The sequence below is a fragment of the Nocardia sp. NPDC003979 genome, from assembly GCF_053605015.1.
The window spans coordinates 1-15,390 of record NZ_JBSGIJ010000030.1 but is presented as its reverse complement, the minus strand read 5'-3'; the positions used below and the strand labels follow the sequence as shown (position 1 = coordinate 15,390).

Annotated in this window: 13 protein-coding genes and 1 tRNA gene; 7 read left to right on the top strand and 7 right to left on the bottom strand. The window is 68.3% G+C overall.

What is annotated here, in order from left to right:
* Positions 1 to 5 precede the first annotated feature (5 nt).
* A complete protein-coding gene (locus ACWEVR_RS32055) occupies positions 6 to 263 on the top strand; it encodes an HPr family phosphocarrier protein (RefSeq protein WP_357151226.1) in 258 nt (85 codons plus the stop codon).
* A 73-nt stretch (positions 264 to 336) separates the two neighbouring features.
* Here the strand turns inward: ACWEVR_RS32055 and ACWEVR_RS32050 are convergent, their stop codons facing one another.
* Positions 337 to 1,668 carry a lipase family protein gene (locus tag ACWEVR_RS32050; RefSeq protein WP_452469960.1) on the bottom strand — a complete coding sequence of 444 codons (1,332 nt, stop codon included), beginning with the start codon at positions 1,666 to 1,668 and terminating at the stop codon, positions 337 to 339.
* A gap of 245 nt (positions 1,669 to 1,913) precedes the next feature.
* Positions 1,914 to 1,987 (bottom strand) — tRNA-Met (locus ACWEVR_RS32045).
* Between the two features lie 354 nt (positions 1,988 to 2,341).
* Here ACWEVR_RS32045 and ACWEVR_RS32040 point away from each other — a divergent pair.
* Positions 2,342 to 2,890, top strand: coding sequence for a transglycosylase family protein (locus tag ACWEVR_RS32040; RefSeq protein ID WP_452469959.1), 549 nt, complete (start codon positions 2,342 to 2,344; stop codon positions 2,888 to 2,890).
* A 69-nt stretch (positions 2,891 to 2,959) separates the two neighbouring features.
* Here ACWEVR_RS32040 and ACWEVR_RS32035 read toward each other — a convergent pair whose 3' ends face one another.
* Positions 2,960 to 5,941 (bottom strand): UPF0182 family protein, encoded by a 2,982-nt coding sequence (locus tag ACWEVR_RS32035; RefSeq protein ID WP_452469958.1) that lies wholly within the window; start codon positions 5,939 to 5,941, stop codon positions 2,960 to 2,962.
* A 157-nt stretch (positions 5,942 to 6,098) separates the two neighbouring features.
* Here ACWEVR_RS32035 and ACWEVR_RS32030 point away from each other — a divergent pair, with 157 nt between their 5' ends.
* Complete coding sequence (locus ACWEVR_RS32030; RefSeq protein WP_067491592.1) at positions 6,099 to 6,677, top strand: PPA1309 family protein; 579 nt, start codon at positions 6,099 to 6,101, stop codon at positions 6,675 to 6,677.
* Positions 6,678 to 6,701: 24 nt separating this feature from the next.
* Here ACWEVR_RS32030 and ACWEVR_RS32025 read toward each other — a convergent pair whose 3' ends face one another.
* The gene (locus ACWEVR_RS32025; RefSeq protein WP_452469957.1) at positions 6,702 to 7,727 is read right to left on the bottom strand and encodes a YlbL family protein; all 1,026 of its coding nucleotides are present in this window, start codon (positions 7,725 to 7,727) and stop codon (positions 6,702 to 6,704) included.
* A gap of 127 nt (positions 7,728 to 7,854) precedes the next feature.
* On the opposite strand from ACWEVR_RS32025, the gene ACWEVR_RS32020 reads away from it, so the two are divergent.
* The 3 genes from ACWEVR_RS32020 (at position 7,855) to ACWEVR_RS32010 (ending at position 11,755) form a co-directional block, all read left to right on the top strand.
* Positions 7,855 to 9,273, top strand: coding sequence for a zinc-dependent metalloprotease (locus tag ACWEVR_RS32020; RefSeq protein ID WP_452469956.1), 1,419 nt, complete (start codon positions 7,855 to 7,857; stop codon positions 9,271 to 9,273).
* A 207-nt stretch (positions 9,274 to 9,480) separates the two neighbouring features.
* Positions 9,481 to 10,356, top strand: coding sequence for a hypothetical protein (locus ACWEVR_RS32015; RefSeq protein ID WP_452469955.1), 876 nt, complete (start codon positions 9,481 to 9,483; stop codon positions 10,354 to 10,356).
* Positions 10,357 to 10,405: 49 nt separating this feature from the next.
* Positions 10,406 to 11,755 carry an ABC1 kinase family protein gene (locus ACWEVR_RS32010; RefSeq protein ID WP_376739939.1) on the top strand — a complete coding sequence of 450 codons (1,350 nt, stop codon included), beginning with the start codon at positions 10,406 to 10,408 and terminating at the stop codon, positions 11,753 to 11,755.
* A 148-nt stretch (positions 11,756 to 11,903) separates the two neighbouring features.
* Here ACWEVR_RS32010 and ACWEVR_RS32005 read toward each other — a convergent pair whose 3' ends face one another.
* The 3 genes from ACWEVR_RS32005 to ACWEVR_RS31995 form a co-directional block, all read right to left on the bottom strand.
* Positions 11,904 to 12,230, bottom strand: a complete 327-nt coding sequence (locus ACWEVR_RS32005; RefSeq protein ID WP_279537537.1) for a WhiB family transcriptional regulator — start codon at positions 12,228 to 12,230, stop codon at positions 11,904 to 11,906.
* Between the two features lie 136 nt (positions 12,231 to 12,366).
* Positions 12,367 to 12,699: a hypothetical protein gene (locus ACWEVR_RS32000; RefSeq protein WP_452469954.1), complete on the bottom strand. Its 333-nt coding sequence runs from the start codon at positions 12,697 to 12,699 to the stop codon at positions 12,367 to 12,369.
* A gap of 110 nt (positions 12,700 to 12,809) precedes the next feature.
* Positions 12,810 to 14,966 carry an ATP-dependent DNA helicase UvrD2 gene (locus tag ACWEVR_RS31995; protein WP_452469988.1) on the bottom strand — a complete coding sequence of 719 codons (2,157 nt, stop codon included), beginning with the start codon at positions 14,964 to 14,966 and terminating at the stop codon, positions 12,810 to 12,812.
* 90 nt (positions 14,967 to 15,056) lie between these two features.
* Between ACWEVR_RS31995 and ACWEVR_RS31990 the strand changes: the two genes are divergently transcribed.
* On the top strand, positions 15,057 to 15,284 hold the full coding sequence (locus tag ACWEVR_RS31990; protein ID WP_452469987.1) for a mycoredoxin: 228 nt from the start codon (positions 15,057 to 15,059) through the stop codon (positions 15,282 to 15,284).
* Positions 15,285 to 15,390: the final 106 nt, after the last annotated feature.

The window sequence follows — 15,390 nt, the reverse complement described above, 5'->3', positions numbered from 1 at the left end:
AAACCATGCCAAGCACCACCGTCACCGTCGGCTCCTCGGTCGGCCTGCACGCGCGCCCCGCCGCCCTGATCGCGGAAGCGGTCGGCGCGGCGGGTGTGCCCGTCACCATCGCGCTCGCGGGCGGTGATCCGGTCGATGCCGGGTCGGCGCTGATGATCATGACCCTCGGCGCGGGTCAGGGCGCGGAGGTCGTCATCAGCTCCGACGATCAGCCGACGCTCGACAAGATCGCGGAACTGGTGGCCAGCGACCTCGACGCCTGACCACCCGCCCTACCGCCGACGGCGCCGACTCCCACCAGGGGCGGCGCCGTCGGCTTTTGCCGCACGGCCACGGTCAGGGGCACTCCCGCGGCGCCGGTGTCCCGGTCAGCCGGGCATCCATCCACTCCATCGCACCGGGCCAACCTGCCATCATCCCGAGGCTGTGTTCGGTGGGCAACGACCGGAAGACCACCTGCGTATCGCCGGCGCAGTGCCGCCTGGCGACGGCGAGGCCCTGCTCCGGTGGTACGCCGAAATCGAATTGGCCGTGATAGATGTACAGCGGCGCGTCGGCGGTGCGGCCGCTCAGGTCGGTGCGTGTGAAGATCTCCCGGATCGCGTCGGAGGCGAGCGGGTTCGGTGGTGACATCCCGACGTCCACCGGCAGGCCGAGCAGACCGAGCGGACCGTTGCTGTCGCCGCAGAGGTCGCGGATCGGCGAGGTCGCCACCCACTGACCGAGATGGTTCAGCTGGGCGAGCAGGGCGGGGTGTTCGCGGGCGACGGCGAAGCCCGCGGCCATCAGGATTCCGGAGGCGAAGCTGCCGTTGAAGCGGGCGGCGATGGCGGGGTAGTCGCTGATCAGCCCACCCATGGCGACCCCGGCGAGCGCGTCGCCCAGTTCGGGCGCGTATTCGGGTTGCAGCACGGCGGCGCCGTAGGCGGCGATCGCGCCGCCGGAGTATCCGCCGACGGCGAACCGGCTGTCGCCGAATACCTCGGGGCGCACCGCGCGCACCGCGCGGATCGCGTCGAGCACCGCGTGCCCGGCGACCGTGGGTTCCGCGTACGCCATCAACGGTCCCTCGTGATCGGGCACGAGTACCGCATGGCCCCGGTCCAGCGCCCAGGCCATCGTCGGTGGGAAGAGGTCGCCCATGTTGAATTTCGGGTGTGCACCGTGGGCGAGCCCGTATCCCGGCGTGCAGGACGCGCCGAGCGAGTTGATCGGCAGTGCGTTGACCACCACCTGTCTGGTCGTTCCGGACGGGGGCGCAGCGGTGGGAATGAGCAGGGTCGCGGTCGCGAAGGACGGCGCACCGCGCGAGTCGGTCGTGCGGAACTTCAGCAGCACGGCCTGCTGGATCGGCACGACCGCGAACGGCGCCGCCGTGGCCGTCACATCGCGCTGTTCGATGATCTCGCCCGGGCGCCGGTCCGCGAGGTCGGCGGGCCACGCGTCGAACAGGGGGTCGCCGGTGGGGGTCGCGCGGGTGGCTTGCCACAGGGCGGCGACGTCGGCGGGCATGTCCTTGACCAGCTGTGTGGACGCCGCGGGCAGCGAGGGGGCCGGCAGGACGTCGTCGACCAGCGACGGCCCTGCCCAGGCCGGGGCTGCCGTGATCGCCGCCGCGACGGCGAGCGCGGTGATCGCGCAGGTTCGCAAACTACCGGGCCGCGACATGTGGTCCCTCCCCAGGAGCATCAGCCGAAGCGCGGGGCGGTCGACCCCACGCGGCCATCGAGGCCGTCTCGAACCTATGCCGGGGAATCCCTGGGGAACACGGTGTCGGCTGCGCCCTTGTACATGTCACCGACGGTGAACAGCGGGAACGGTGACGGTCAACAGGGTCGCAAGACTCAGCCGTCCGGCGCCTGGACAAAAAAAGAAGACGGTCCTGACCGTTTGGTCAGGACCGTCTTCGTTTGTAGCGGGGACAGGATTTGAACCTGCGACCTCTGGGTTATGAGCCCAGCGAGCTACCGAGCTGCTCCACCCCGCGTCGGTGAATACAACATTACACAGGGGTTAGCGTAGATGCCAAATCGTCAGGTCAGGCCGGGTTTTTCGCGGTTGCGGAGCGATCTTCGCGAACATGGGGTCGTCGACAGAGCGCTCAATTGTGATGACCATCACCCGAATCTGGTCAAACCCGGACCGGACATCTGGATCGGTGACCGGGATCACTATTTCGCCGTGATCTCGGGCACATAACGGTGCGATCACAAACCACTCGGCACTTATGTATTCCCGCCGGATACGCGGCATAAACCTCGAAAAGACAACTGTTCCAATCACACAATGTGTCCGTTATCAAGATGTGATCGGCGCGCAATTCTTGGTTAGCGTCTCCCCCATGACTGAAACCCGGAAATTCCGCACCCGTGCCCTCGGCGTCGCCGCCGTCACCGGCGCCCTGGTTGCCGTTCCGTTCAGCCTCGCCACCGGCACCGCCTCCGCCGCCGCCCACAACTGGGACGGCGTCGCCCAGTGCGAGAGCGGCGGCAACTGGGGCATCAACACCGGCAACGGTTACTACGGTGGCCTGCAGTTCTCGCAGAGCACCTGGGCTGCCAACGGCGGACAGGGCTCGGCCCACACCGCGAGCAAGGAAGAGCAGATCCGCGTCGCGGAGAACGTGCTCGCCACCCAGGGTGTCGGCGCATGGCCGCACTGCGGCAAGTACCTCCAGGCCGCCGAGCCCGAGCACATCCCGGCCCCGATCGAAGAGCCTGCCGTCGAGCTGCCGGTCGAGCTGCCCGCCGAGGCCCCCAGCGAGGTGCGCGCCGCCGTCGACCAGGCGACCGCCGCGGGCCGCGCCCTGGCCGAGCAGTACGGTGTCGCCGGTCAGTACCAGGACCTGCTCAACGCCAACGCCCCGCTGATCGCACAGATCGCCGGCTGATCCACTCGTTTCCCCCTGCAGCAAGAAGGCCCCGCCGAGTCCGGCGGGGCCTTCTTGTGTCGCGGACCGTTACCGGCCGCCCGCGTCCTGGTAGGCCTGCACGGCCTTGTCCAGTTCCTCGAGCGCCTTACCGAAATCGGCGAAGTTGCCCGTGCGCATCGCGGTGCGCACCGCCTCGATCTTGCGGCTCAGCTCGGCCGCAGCGGCTTCCTGAGTCGGCGTCGACGGGGTGCCCGTCGCGGGCGGCGGCGGAACGACGCCACCGGCGGGCGGAGTCGAGCCCTGGTCGACCGGCGGGGTCGCCCCCGGTTTCGGCTTCACCGACGGGTCGCCGCCGAACGGTGTCGCCAGCGAACCGGCGCCCGGGATCACCTGATTGAGCGCATCGGCCAGGGTCGCCGCGTAACCCACCTTCACACCGCCACCGGAGTCGCGGTAGCTCACCAGCACGCGCAGCAGCTGCGGGAACGTCGACGAACCGGTGTTGCGTTCGTTGTAGAACGGTTCCACGTACAGGATGCCGCCGTCGGCCACCGGCAGGGTGAGCAGATTGCCGTAGCGGATCTTGTTCGAGTTCGACAACAGCGTCTTCTCCCGTGACACCGCGTCGGCGGTGGTCATCGAGTTCTGCGTCTGCTGCGGACCCTGCGTCTGCGTCTCGCCCGGTAGCTGCAGCACCGTGAACTTGCCGTAACCCTCCGGATCCGACCGCACCGAGATGTAGGCCGAGAGGTATTCACGGTTGTAGCCGACCATCGGCGAGGTCAGATTGAACACCGGCCGGTTCGTCTTCGGGTCGCCCAGCAGCACGTAGTACGGCGGCTGTTTGAAGTTGCCGCCCTCGATCGTGGGATCGCTCGGCACCGACCAGAAGGCGTTGTTGGTGAAGAACTCGCGCGGGTTGTCCACGTGGTACTTGGTGAGCATCTCGCGCTGCACCTTGAACAGGTCTTCCGGGTAGCGGAAGTGGGCGCGCAGTTCCGCCGAGATCTCGCTCTCGGGCTTCACCGCGTCCGGGAAGACACCCTGCCAGGCGTTGAGCACCGGGTCGTTGGTGTCGGTCTCGTACAGGGTGACGGTGCCGTCGTAGGCGTCGACGGTGGCCTTCACCGAGTTGCGGATGTAGCTGACCTCCTTGCGCGGGATAGCCCGGCCGGTCTTCTTGTCGATGCTGTCCTCGACCGCGCCGTCGAGCGAGGTCGACTGCGCGTAGGGGTACTTGTCGAGGGTGGTGTAGGCATCGACGATCCACACGATGCGCTCACCGACGACCGCCGGGTAGGCGTTGCCGTCGGTGGTCAACCACGGCGCCACCTTCTGCACCCGGTCGCGCGGCGACCGGTTGAACAGGATCTTGGAGTCGTCGCTGATCGCCGAGGAGAACAGGATGTTGCGCTCGGCGTACTTGGCGGCGAAGGCCAACCGGTTGAACCAGTTGCCCACCGGCACGCCGCCGCTGCCGTCGTAGGTGAATTGCGCGGTGTCGGAATCGTATTCGCGCGGCGCCTCACCCTCGGCCGCGCCGACGATGGCGTAGTCGGGGTCGGTCTGGGAGATCAGTTCGCCGAAGTAGATGCGCGGCTGGTCGACCTTGATCTGCTGCTTGTCCTTCTCGGTGAACAGGTCGCTCACCGTGAACAGCGGATACCCCGAGTCGCTGCCACCCGATGCGCTCTGCGCGTCGGACTGCGGCTTGTTCACGCGGTTGGCGGGTGCGGCGACGAAACCGTTGCCGTGGGTGTAGACGGTGTGCTGGTTGATCCAGTCCTTCTGGTTACCCGACAGTGCCGCCGGATGCAGCTCGCGCGCGGCGACGATGTAGTCCTGCAACTCTCCGTTGACGTTGTAGCGGTCGATGTCGAGCGACTCCGGGAAGCCGTAGAAGTTCTTGCGCTGCTGCAGCTGGGTGAACGTGGGCGAGAGGATGTTCGGGTCGAGCAGCCGGGCATTGCCGATGGTCGCCGCGTCGGCGGGGACCTCGAGCGGGCTCTTCGTGCTCACACCCTGGTAGTCGCGATACTCGACCTTGTCGTCGGTGATGCCGTAAGCCTCGCGCGTGGCCTGGATATTGCGCTCGATGTACTGGCTTTCCTTCTCGGCGGCGTTGGGTCGCACCGAGAACTGCTCCACGACCATCGGCCACACCGCCCCGACCAGGATCGAGGAGAGCACAAGCAGCGCCGCCGCCATCGCCGGCACCCGCAGATCGCGCAGCACGATGCCGGCGAAGAACGCGATCGCGCAGATCACCGCGATGGACAGCAGGATCAGCTTGGCAGGCAGTACCGCGTTGATGTCGGTGAACGACGGACCGCTGAAGGTGGGTTCCTTGCGTGTGCTCGACAGCAGGTCGTACCGGTCGAACCAGTACGCCACGGCCTTGAGCAGCACGAAGATCCCGGCGATCACGGCCAGCTGCACCCGCGCGGCACGGGTGAGCGCGCCCTCGCGTCCGGCCAGGCGCAGCCCGCCGAACACGTAGTGGGTCACCAGGTTCGCGAAGAACGCGATGACAACCGCGACGAACAGCCAGTTCAGCACCATCCGGTAGAACGGCAGGTCGAAGGTGTAGAAGCCGATGTCGAGATGGAACTGCGGGTCCTGCTGACCGAAGTCGCCGCCGTGCAGGAACATCTGCACCGTCGCCCAATTCGACTGCGCCACCAGGCCCGACAGCAGGCCGAGCAGCACCGGGATGCCGATGCCGAACCAGCGCAGTCGCGCCATCACGGTGGTGCGGTAGCGCGCGATCGGATCGTTGGGCCCGGCGACCGGCACGAACACCGGACGCGAACGGTAGGCGAGCAGCAGCGCCGCCCACACCACGAGCCCGACGAACAGGCCGATCACGACGAACAAGATGAATCTGGTGCGCAACACGCCCAGATACACACTGCGATAGCCGACCTCGCCGAACCACAACCAGTTGGTATAGGCGTCGGTGAGGCGGGGCCCGAGCAGCAGCAGCGCCGCGAGGACGACAGCCGTCACCAGCAGCACACGGCTGCGTCGGGACAACGAAGGTAAGCCGGTGGGGGGCCGCATGCCCACGGTGCCACTCTCCATGCTCCGGCGGTTCCGCGACCGATTCCGGGCGCGGACACCGCAGTCCGATGTTGCGGGTGATCCTGTTCGGGATCGTTGGCGCCCACTCTACGGAAATCGGACACCGTGCAAGCGGCAGGGCCGAAAATGATTGGATGGTCGGGTGACCGATGACGAGCACGCCGAAGTTCTCCTCGCCCGCTGTGTGCGCGAGGTCGTCGAGTTCGCCGACGCCGAGGGCTGGGGCAATCCGCCGCAGATGTTCGCGTTGGTGCCGACCGCCGACCTGGCCGCGGCCGAACCGGATCTGCAGGATCAGCTCGACGACGGCAGCGAACTGACACCGGTGGCCCAGGAAGCCTTCCCCGACGACATCACCGGCGGTTCGATGGCGCTCGACGAATTCCTGGCCACCACCACCTGGCCGCCCGCGGTCGAGGGCTGCGTGCTCGTCCAGGAGATCGTGGTGCTGCCGCCGGACGCGGAGAGCGATCTGGACGAGGCGCTCGTTCCGCTGCTCGCCGACGACGAAGCCGCCGACGCCGCCGGGCGCGCCGCCGCCCACGCCCACCCGGGCCGCCGCGATGCCCGCCTCATCGCGGGCGTGTTGCGCCAGGGCGCGTCGCTGTGCCTGCTGCAGATCCGCCCCGAGGACGACGACGGCTTCGGCGACCTCGACCTGCGCACCTACCCGAACCTGGCACCGGGCCTCGTCGAGGCCCTGCACCACACTCTCGAGTGATCGACCGCGGCGCCGGCCACCATGTCAACTGCAGCTGAGGGGTTCGCGGCCCGCTTCGATGTCGGACAGGGCGGTGATCGCGGTGTCGAGGGTGTCGACCTTCACCAGTCGCAGCCCCTCCGGGATGCGCTGAGCTGCCTCGTTGCAGTTGGCGGCGGGCACGAGGAAGGTTTCGGCGCCCGCCTCACGCGCGGCGATCATCTTGTACTGGATGCCGCCGATCGGGCCGACCTTGCCCTCCTGGTCGATGGTTCCGGTGCCCGCGACGAACTTGCCGCCGTTGAGTTCACCGGGTGACAGCTTGTCGATCAGGGCGAGGCTGAACATGAGCCCGGCCGAGGGACCGCCGATGTCGGCGAGGTTGAACTCCACCTTCAGCGGCGGACGCCCGCCCTCGCCCAGGCCGATGCCCAGGTAGCCTTTTTCGCCGTCGTCGGGGCGCGCGGCCAGGGTGATGGGAGTGGTCTGTTCGACGTCGCCGCGGCGGTAGACCACGCGGATGACGTCGCCGGGACGCTTGGTGCCGACCAGGTCGATCACTTCCTGCGGTGCGGTGATGGGCTTGCCATCGATGCTGATGATCTGATCGTCGGCGGCGAGGATGTCCTTGGCCGGGCCGTCCTCGACGACACCGCGCACCAGGACCACCGTCGGCAGCTTCAGGTGGTGCAGCGCGGCGACCTCGGCATTGCTCTCGGAGTCCTTGAAGTCCTGCTGGTTGGACTTGTCCACCTCTTCGCGCGACACGCCGGGCGGGTACACCTCGGCGCGCGGGACGAGTCCGTGCTCACCGCTCACCCAGAAGCCGAACGCTTCGAACAGGTTCAGCTCGTCGCGCACCGAAACGGTGGTCATATTGAGCTGACCGGTGGTCGGATCGAGGGGTGCGCCCGTGACGTCGACCACCTGCTTACCGTCGACCTGGCCGAGGGTGTCGAAGGTGGGGCCGGGGCCGAGTGCGACGAACGGGACGGTGACCACACTGCCGACCACGCCGAGCACGAGGACGGGTACCAGGGCCACGATCAGGGTGAGGATCCGACGATTCACTCCGACCACAGTAGTGATCACCTTCGCCGGGCGACGGCAGTGCCACGCTTTTGCGCCGTCGGGCCCGCCGAGGATTTCGCGATGCGCGAACACCGTGGACCGGCAGGTCCCGCGTAACGTAAGAGGCATGAGCGATCTCCCCTTCGGCTTCTCGAACCGCGACGACGACGAGTCCGGTAAGCGTCGCGACGAGGCGAACGGACCCGGCGGATCGGATCCGTTCGGTTTCGGGGCGGGCGGCACGGGCGGTTTCGACCCGTCGCAGCTGGGTCAGATGCTGACCCAGCTCGGCCAGATGATCAGCGGCATGAGCCAGGGTGGCGCCCCCGGCGGCGCCCAGTCCGGCCCGGTCAACTACGACGTGGCCAAGCGGCTGGCGCGTCAGCAACTCGGTGCCACCGTCGCACCGATCGCCGCGAAGACCTCCTCCGCCGTCGCCGACGCGGCGCACCTGGCCGAGCTGTGGCTCGACGGTTCGACCGTCCTTCCGGCAGGTGCGAGCAAGACCGTGGCCTGGACGGCCAACGACTGGATCGAGGAGACGCTGCCCACCTGGAAGCGCCTGTGCGACCCGGTGGCCGAGCAGATCTCGGGCATGTGGACCGCGCAGTTGCCCGAGGAGGCCAAGCAGTTCGCCGGTCCGATGGTCGGCATGCTCGGTCAGATGGGCGGGCTCGCGTTCGGTTCGCAGCTGGGCCAGGCGCTCGGTCAGCTGGCCAAGGAGGTGCTCACCTCCACCGATATCGGTCTGCCCCTCGGACCGGCCGGAACCGCCGCGCTGCTGCCGAGCGCGATCGCCTCGTTCAGCGAGGGACTCGAGCAGCCCGAGAGCGAGATCATGGTGTTCCTCGCCGCGCGGGAGGCCGCGCACCAGCGGCTCTTCGCGCATGTGCCGTGGCTGCGTCAGCAGGTGCTCGGGGCGGTCGAGGCGTACGCGCGCGGCATCAAGATGGACTTCTCCGCGCTGGAGGACGCCGCGCAGAACATCGATCCGATGATGCTCAGCGATCCGTCCAAGCTGGAGGAACTGCTCTCGCAGGGCACCTTCGAACCGCAGACCACGCCCGAGCAGAAGGCCGCGCTGGAACGGCTGGAGACGCTGCTGGCGCTGATCGAGGGCTGGGTCGACGTGGTGGTCGCCGACGCGGTCGGCGAGCGTTTGCCCGGTGCGACGGCGCTGTCGGAGACGCTGCGTCGTCGCCGCGCGACCGGTGGGCCCGCCGAGCAGACCTTCGCGACGCTGGTCGGTCTCGAGCTGCGACCGCGCAAGGTGCGTGAGGCCTCGGCGCTGTGGCGCAGGCTCACCGACGACGCGGGCATGGAGCGTCGCGACGGAGTGTGGGCACACCCCGACCTGCTGCCCGATTCCACCGACCTCGACTCCCCCGCCGGGTTCATCGACTCCGTGATCGGCGGCGGCACAGGCGCTTTCGACGATCCACTGGCCCAGCTCGCCGAGACCGAGGCCCGCGAGCGCGACCAGGCGCAGCAGGACGAGAAGAAGTCCGACGACACCGGCGACGACCCGGACTCCGACCACTCGTGACGGTGCGCGACCACCGGCGGTGAACAACTTTCCGTCGGCGGTTGCGCGACACGGCTTTTCGGCGTGGCGTCGTCTCGAATCGCCGTGACGACGGGCGGAACATCGTCTGTTCACAAGGTGAGATCGCCGAAACGACACGCCCAAAACCTGTGGATAACTGGGCTTTCGGGCCCTGGTCGCATTCCAGGCGATGCCGATACTTCTGGCATGACGACCACAACACCACTGCGCGGCCCGATGCTGCACCCGAGGGTGACCACCCTGGTCCGGCCATCGGGCACGGTGCAACTGGGCTGGGACCCCGAACGCGCGCTCGTCCTCGAGACCACCGAGCTCGACACCGGCACGGTGCTCGCCTTCCTCCGGCTGCTCGACGGTCTGCAGTCCCGGCCGCAGATCATCTGGCGCGCCGGAGAATTCGGTATCTCCCCCGATCGCACCGTCGCGTTGCTCACCGCGATCGACCGGGCGGGCCTGCTGCTGCAACCCGAGCGCAAACAGGCCAAGATCCGGTCGATCACCGTGCACGGGCTCGGCCCGTTGTCGGACGCGGTGACGATCGGGTTGCGCCGCATGGGTTTGCGGCCCTCTCGATCGCGCACGTTCCGCCCCGAGGTGGTGGTCGGTGCCCCCGGTTGCGATCTGGTGGTACTCACCGACGCGCTGATGATCGACCCGCGCCTGTCGGTCGACCTGGTGTTGCGCCGGGTGCCGCACCTGCAGGTGCGGGTGCGCGACGGTATCGGCGTCGTCGGTCCCCTCGTCCTACCCGGTCAGACCAGCTGTCTGCGGTGTGCCGACCTCACCCGTGCGGGCCTCGACCACGACTGGCCGCACCTGGCGGCGCAACTGCTGGGCCGCACCGGCCACGCCTCCCCCGCCGGCGTGGCGGCGACCGCCGCACTGGCGCTCGGCGAGCTGGAAGCCATCGTCGAATGCTCACCGCGACGACGACCCGCGACCCTGGACGCCACCATGGAACTCGACCTCGATTCGCACGAACTGCACCGCAGACCGTGGCCACCGCACACGGAGTGCGGCTGCCGGACACTGGCCGGTCATCGCGCGGAGGTGGCCCGATGATCGCCGGTGTGAGCATTCCCATGGCACAGCGGCCGCAGGTTCGGCCATGATGGGTAGCGTGTCCGAGATCGTGCGCCGCAGCTCAAGCCGCAATGCCAAGTTGGCCAAAATTCCGCTCGGCATCGCGGGGCGAGCCGCCGTCGGGTTCGGCAAGAAGCTCGTCGGGGGTGACAAGCAGCAGATCAACGCCGGATTGAACCAGAAGGCCGCCGAGCAGTTGTTCGCCGTGCTCGGTGAACTCAAGGGTGGCGCGATGAAGTTCGGCCAGGCCCTGAGTGTGATGGAAGCCGCCGTGCCGGAGGAATTCGGTGAGCACTATCGCGAGGCCCTCACCAAGTTGCAGGCCGCCGCACCGCCGATGCCGATCGAAACGGTGCACCGGGTCCTGGACCAGCAGCTCGGCACCAAGTGGCGTGATCGTTTCCAGTCCTTCGACGACACCCCCGCCGCGTCGGCCAGCATCGGTCAGGTGCACCGGGCGGTGTGGTCGGATGGGCGCGCGGTGGCGGTGAAGGTGCAGTACCCCGGTGCCGACGAGGCGCTGCGTGCCGACCTGAAGACACTGTCGCGGATGTCGGGTCTGCTGGCGTCGGTGATCCCCGGCGCGGACGTGAAGCCGCTGCTCGCCGAGATCACCGAACGCACCGAGGAAGAGCTCGACTATCGCATCGAGGCGGCCAACCAGCGCCGCTTCGCCGCCGCCTTCGACGGGCACCCGCACATCGTGGTCCCCAAGGTCGTGGCGGGTGCGCCGAAGGTGATCGTCACCGAATGGCTGGACGGCACACCGGTCTCGGCGCTGATCAAGGCGGGCGCCGAGGACCCGGAAGGCACCCGCGCGCAACGCAATCGGATCGCCGAGTTGATGGGCACCTTCCACTTCTCCTCCCCCGAGCTGGCCGGCCTGCTGCACGGCGACCCCCATCCGGGTAACTTCCTCGTGCGCCCCGACGGCAAGCTGGCGGTCCTCGACTTCGGTGCCTGCGCTCCGATGCCCGACGGCTTTCCCCGCATCCTCGGCGAGATGCTGGCGCTCGCGGTCGCCGAGGACCACGAGGCCCTCACCCGGCTGCTCTACGAGCACGGCTGGGTGATTCCGGGTCGCAAGGTGACGCACGAGGAGATCGAGGCCTACCTGCGCCCGTTCAGCGACCCGATCCGCACCGACACCTTCCACTTCACCAGGGCCTGGATGCAGCGGGTCGCGGGCAAGGCGTCGGAATTCTCCAGTCCGGAGATGAAAACCGCTCGGGCGCTGCAACTTCCGGCGGAATATGTGATGGTCTTCCGGGTACTCGGCGGCTCCGTCGGCATCCTCGCCCAGCTCGACGCGGAACTGGGTTTCATGCGGCTTGTCCGCACCTGGGTGCCCGGCTTCCCGGCGGAGCAAGCCTCCTAGCCGCACAGAACAAACGAACCGCCCACCGACGCACGGTGAGCGGTTCGCTTGCGGTACAACCCTTTTCCCGGGTTCATGCGGTGTTCATGCGGCATGTTCGGGCGGCCTACGTGGTTACACTCCGCTGCCGCCTCCGGCCGCTGACCGCTCATGCCGGGATCGCGACCTTGCGCGGGCGACCGCGCGGGCGCTTGCGGGCGATCACGACACCCTGGTCGAAGATCTCACCGCCCCAGACACCCCACGGCTCACCGCGGTCGATGGCCGCCGTCAGGCAGCCCTTACGGATCGGGCAGGAGGCGCACAGCTGCTTGGCCTGCTCGAGATCGGTGGGGCTCTCGGCGAACCACAGATCGGGGTTTCCGGCCCGGCAGGGCAGGGTCTTGGTGGTGACCTCACGGACGCGAGGGGTCTGCGCCACGGTTCGGCATGTCACGTCAGTAGTGGCCGTCGGCCAGTCCTGGGCGGTGAACACGTCGTTCTCCTTCAGCTCGTTGCAGCGGTCGTGGTGTTCGGTGTGCGAACCCGGAGCCTGCGGCTGAGGAGCCGAAAACAATGGCCACGGATTTCGCTTCTCGCGATCCGTGGCCAGGAGGTCTAGGGAGGAATTCCTACCTAGTTCGACATCTGTGTCGAGACCTGAGCACGGTCGCTGGGTGGACGCGGAGGCGGGTTGCGCCGCCGAAGATCGCCGGTGCATATCCGGCCTCATCGGCGAACGTGTCTGCCGATGCCGGAACGGCGGTCGGCTGCCAACCCACAATGGGCTTGTCCTGGAGACGAACAGGGCTGTGCTGATGCATGACAGTCATCGGGACAGCGTTGGTATCGACGCCGGACAGACCGGTCCCCTGCAGAGCGAGGACCCCCCGGGAGGCGGACACCATGAATTCGTTCACCAGGTCGCGATTGCCCATCGCGACGAATGCGGTGTTGCTGTTCATCTGACTGCCTCCCTCCTGAACTCGTGTGCTGATAGTTTCCGCGCGCCGAGATCACTCTCGGTGCGTGCTGTCCACCATAGGCAAAGATCGATAAGCGAACAACCTATTTTCTACCTGGGGTTTTGTGTCTTTGCCCGCATCCGCGACGCGACAATCGCGAGCACGTCGGCGCCGTACTGCTCGATCTTCTTCGGGCCGATGCCCGCGATAGCCGCCAGCCCCTTGTCGTCGGCGGGGAGCTGTTCGGCGATGGCGGTGAGGGTGGTGTCGGTGAACACCACGAAGTCGCGCACGCGCAGGACCTCCGCCTTCTCCGCGCGCCACTCCTGCAGGGCCGCGAGCAAGTCGGCGTCGAGTTCGGCCGGGCAGCGCCTGCAGCGGCCGAGCATCGAGGCGTAGGTGCCGATCAGCGGTTTCGCGCAGACCCGGCACAGCGGGCGTTTGCCGTCGGCGTCCTTGGGACCCGTGGCCGTCGCGGCGATGCGCGAGGCGGGCGAGTCGTCGGGGACGAGGCCATTGAGGAACCGGGAACGCCTGCGCACCCGTCGGCCGCCCTCGGCGCGGGCCAGCGACCACGAGACCATGAGGTGTTCGCGCGCGCGGGTAACACCCACGTAGAGCAGCCGGCGTTCCTCTTCCAGGCCTGCCTGGTCGGCCGGGCTGCCGTCGTCGCCGAGCACGTGCTGGATCGGGAGCGTGCCGTCGCTGACGCCGACGAGGAACACCGCATCCCATTCCAGGCCCTTGGCGGCATGCAGCGACGCCAGCGTGACGCCTTCGACGGTCGGCGGGTGTTTGGCCTCGGCGCGGGTGGCGAGCTCGCGAAGCAGACCGGTGAGGTCGATCTCGGGGTCGTGGCCGACGAGTTCCTCGGTGAGCTGTACCAGCGCGAGCAGCGCCGACCAGCGTTCCTTGGCCTGGGCGCCGGCGGGTTCCTCGGCGGTGAGTCCGACCGAGGCCAGCTCCGCGCGGACAAGCGTGATGAGCCCGCCGCCGCTGCGCGCCTCGTCGGGCAGGTCGTCGCGGGTATCGGCCTGGCGCAGCTTCTGTACGGCCTGGCGCACCTCTTGGCGCTGGAAGAACCCTTCGCCGCCGCGCACCTGGAACGGGATACCGCGCTCGTTGAGCGCCTGTTCGAACGGTTCGGACTGGGCGTTGATCCGGTAGAGCACCGCGATCTCGGCTGCCGGTGTGCCCGCGGCGATCAGCTTCTTGATCTTGCCCGCGACGGCCGCGGCCTCGGCGGGCACATCGGGGTACTCGGCGAATTCGGGTTCCGGGCCGTCGGGTCGCTGCCCGACGAGCGCCAGCCGCGTGCCCGCGATGCGGCCGCGCGCGGCCCCGATCACCCGATTGGCCAGCGACACCACCTGCGGGGTGGAGCGATAGTCGCGTTCGAGCCGGATGACGGTGGCGTCGGGGAAGCGGCGGGAGAAGTCGAGCAGGTAGTTGGGGGTGGCGCCGGTGAAGGAGTAGATGGTCTGGTTGGCGTCACCGACGACGGTGAGGTCGTCGCGCTCGCCGAGCCAGGCGTCGAGCACCCGCTGCTGCAGCGGCGTGACGTCCTGGTACTCGTCGACGACGAAACTGCGGTACCGGCCGCGGAATTCGTCGGCGACAGCCGGGTAGTCCTCCAGCGCGGCGGCGGTGTGCAGCAGCAGGTCGTCGAAGTCGAGCAGCAGGCCGTCGGCGGAGGTCTTCGCCGACTCGTACCCGGCGTAGACCTGGGCCACCCGGGTGACCTCGACGGGGGCGTCGCGGTGGTATTTCGCGGCGGCCGCCGGATAGTCCTCCGGGGCGATCAGCGAGGCCTTGGCCCACTCGATCTCGCTGAGCAGGTCGCGGATCAGTTCGGTCGAGCTGCCCAGCCCCGCCCGGTTGGCGGCCTGCGCGACCACGGGGAACTTGCTGTCGAGCAACCGCCACGGCACATCGCCCACGACCTGTGGCCAGAAGTACCGCAGCTGGCGCAGCGCCGCCGCGTGGAAGGTGCGTGCCTGCACCTGCCCGGCGTCACCGCCGAGGCCCATCGCCCGCAGCCTGCCGCGCATCTCCCCCGCGGCGCGCGCGGTGAACGTCACCGCCAGGACCTGGTCGGCCTTCACGTGACCGCCCGCGATCAGGTGTGCGATGCGATGGGTGATGGTCCTGGTCTTGCCGGTACCCGCCCCCGCGAGCACACACACCGGTCCCCTCGGTGCCCGCACCGCGGCGGCCTGTTCCGGGTCGAGGGCGGCGAGATCGAGTGCTGACACGGCCACCATCATGACAGCGCCCGCCGACAAGAACCCGGCCGGAACACCAGGGCCGGTCGAGACGTTGCACATCGCGTGAGCGAAACAACCCCTGACCTGACGATGTACTCCACCACCTGGTGCGGCTACTGCCGCCGCCTCAAGACCCAGCTCGACGAGGCGGGCATCACCTACACGGTGATCGACATCGAAGAGGACCCCGCCTCGGCCGATTTCGTCGGCAGCGTCAACAACGGCAACCACGTGGTCCCGACGGTGAAATACCGCGACGGTTCCACGGCGACCAACCCCACGCTCGCCCAGGTGAAGCAGGCCCTAGCTCGGTCTTAGGAGCGCTGGCGCGCTCGAGTTCGCGGCCCCACCGGTCCCGACGATCAGGCACCGTTGCTTGCTCCTTCGTCGCGTACGCAACGGCACCTGATCGTCGGGACGGCCG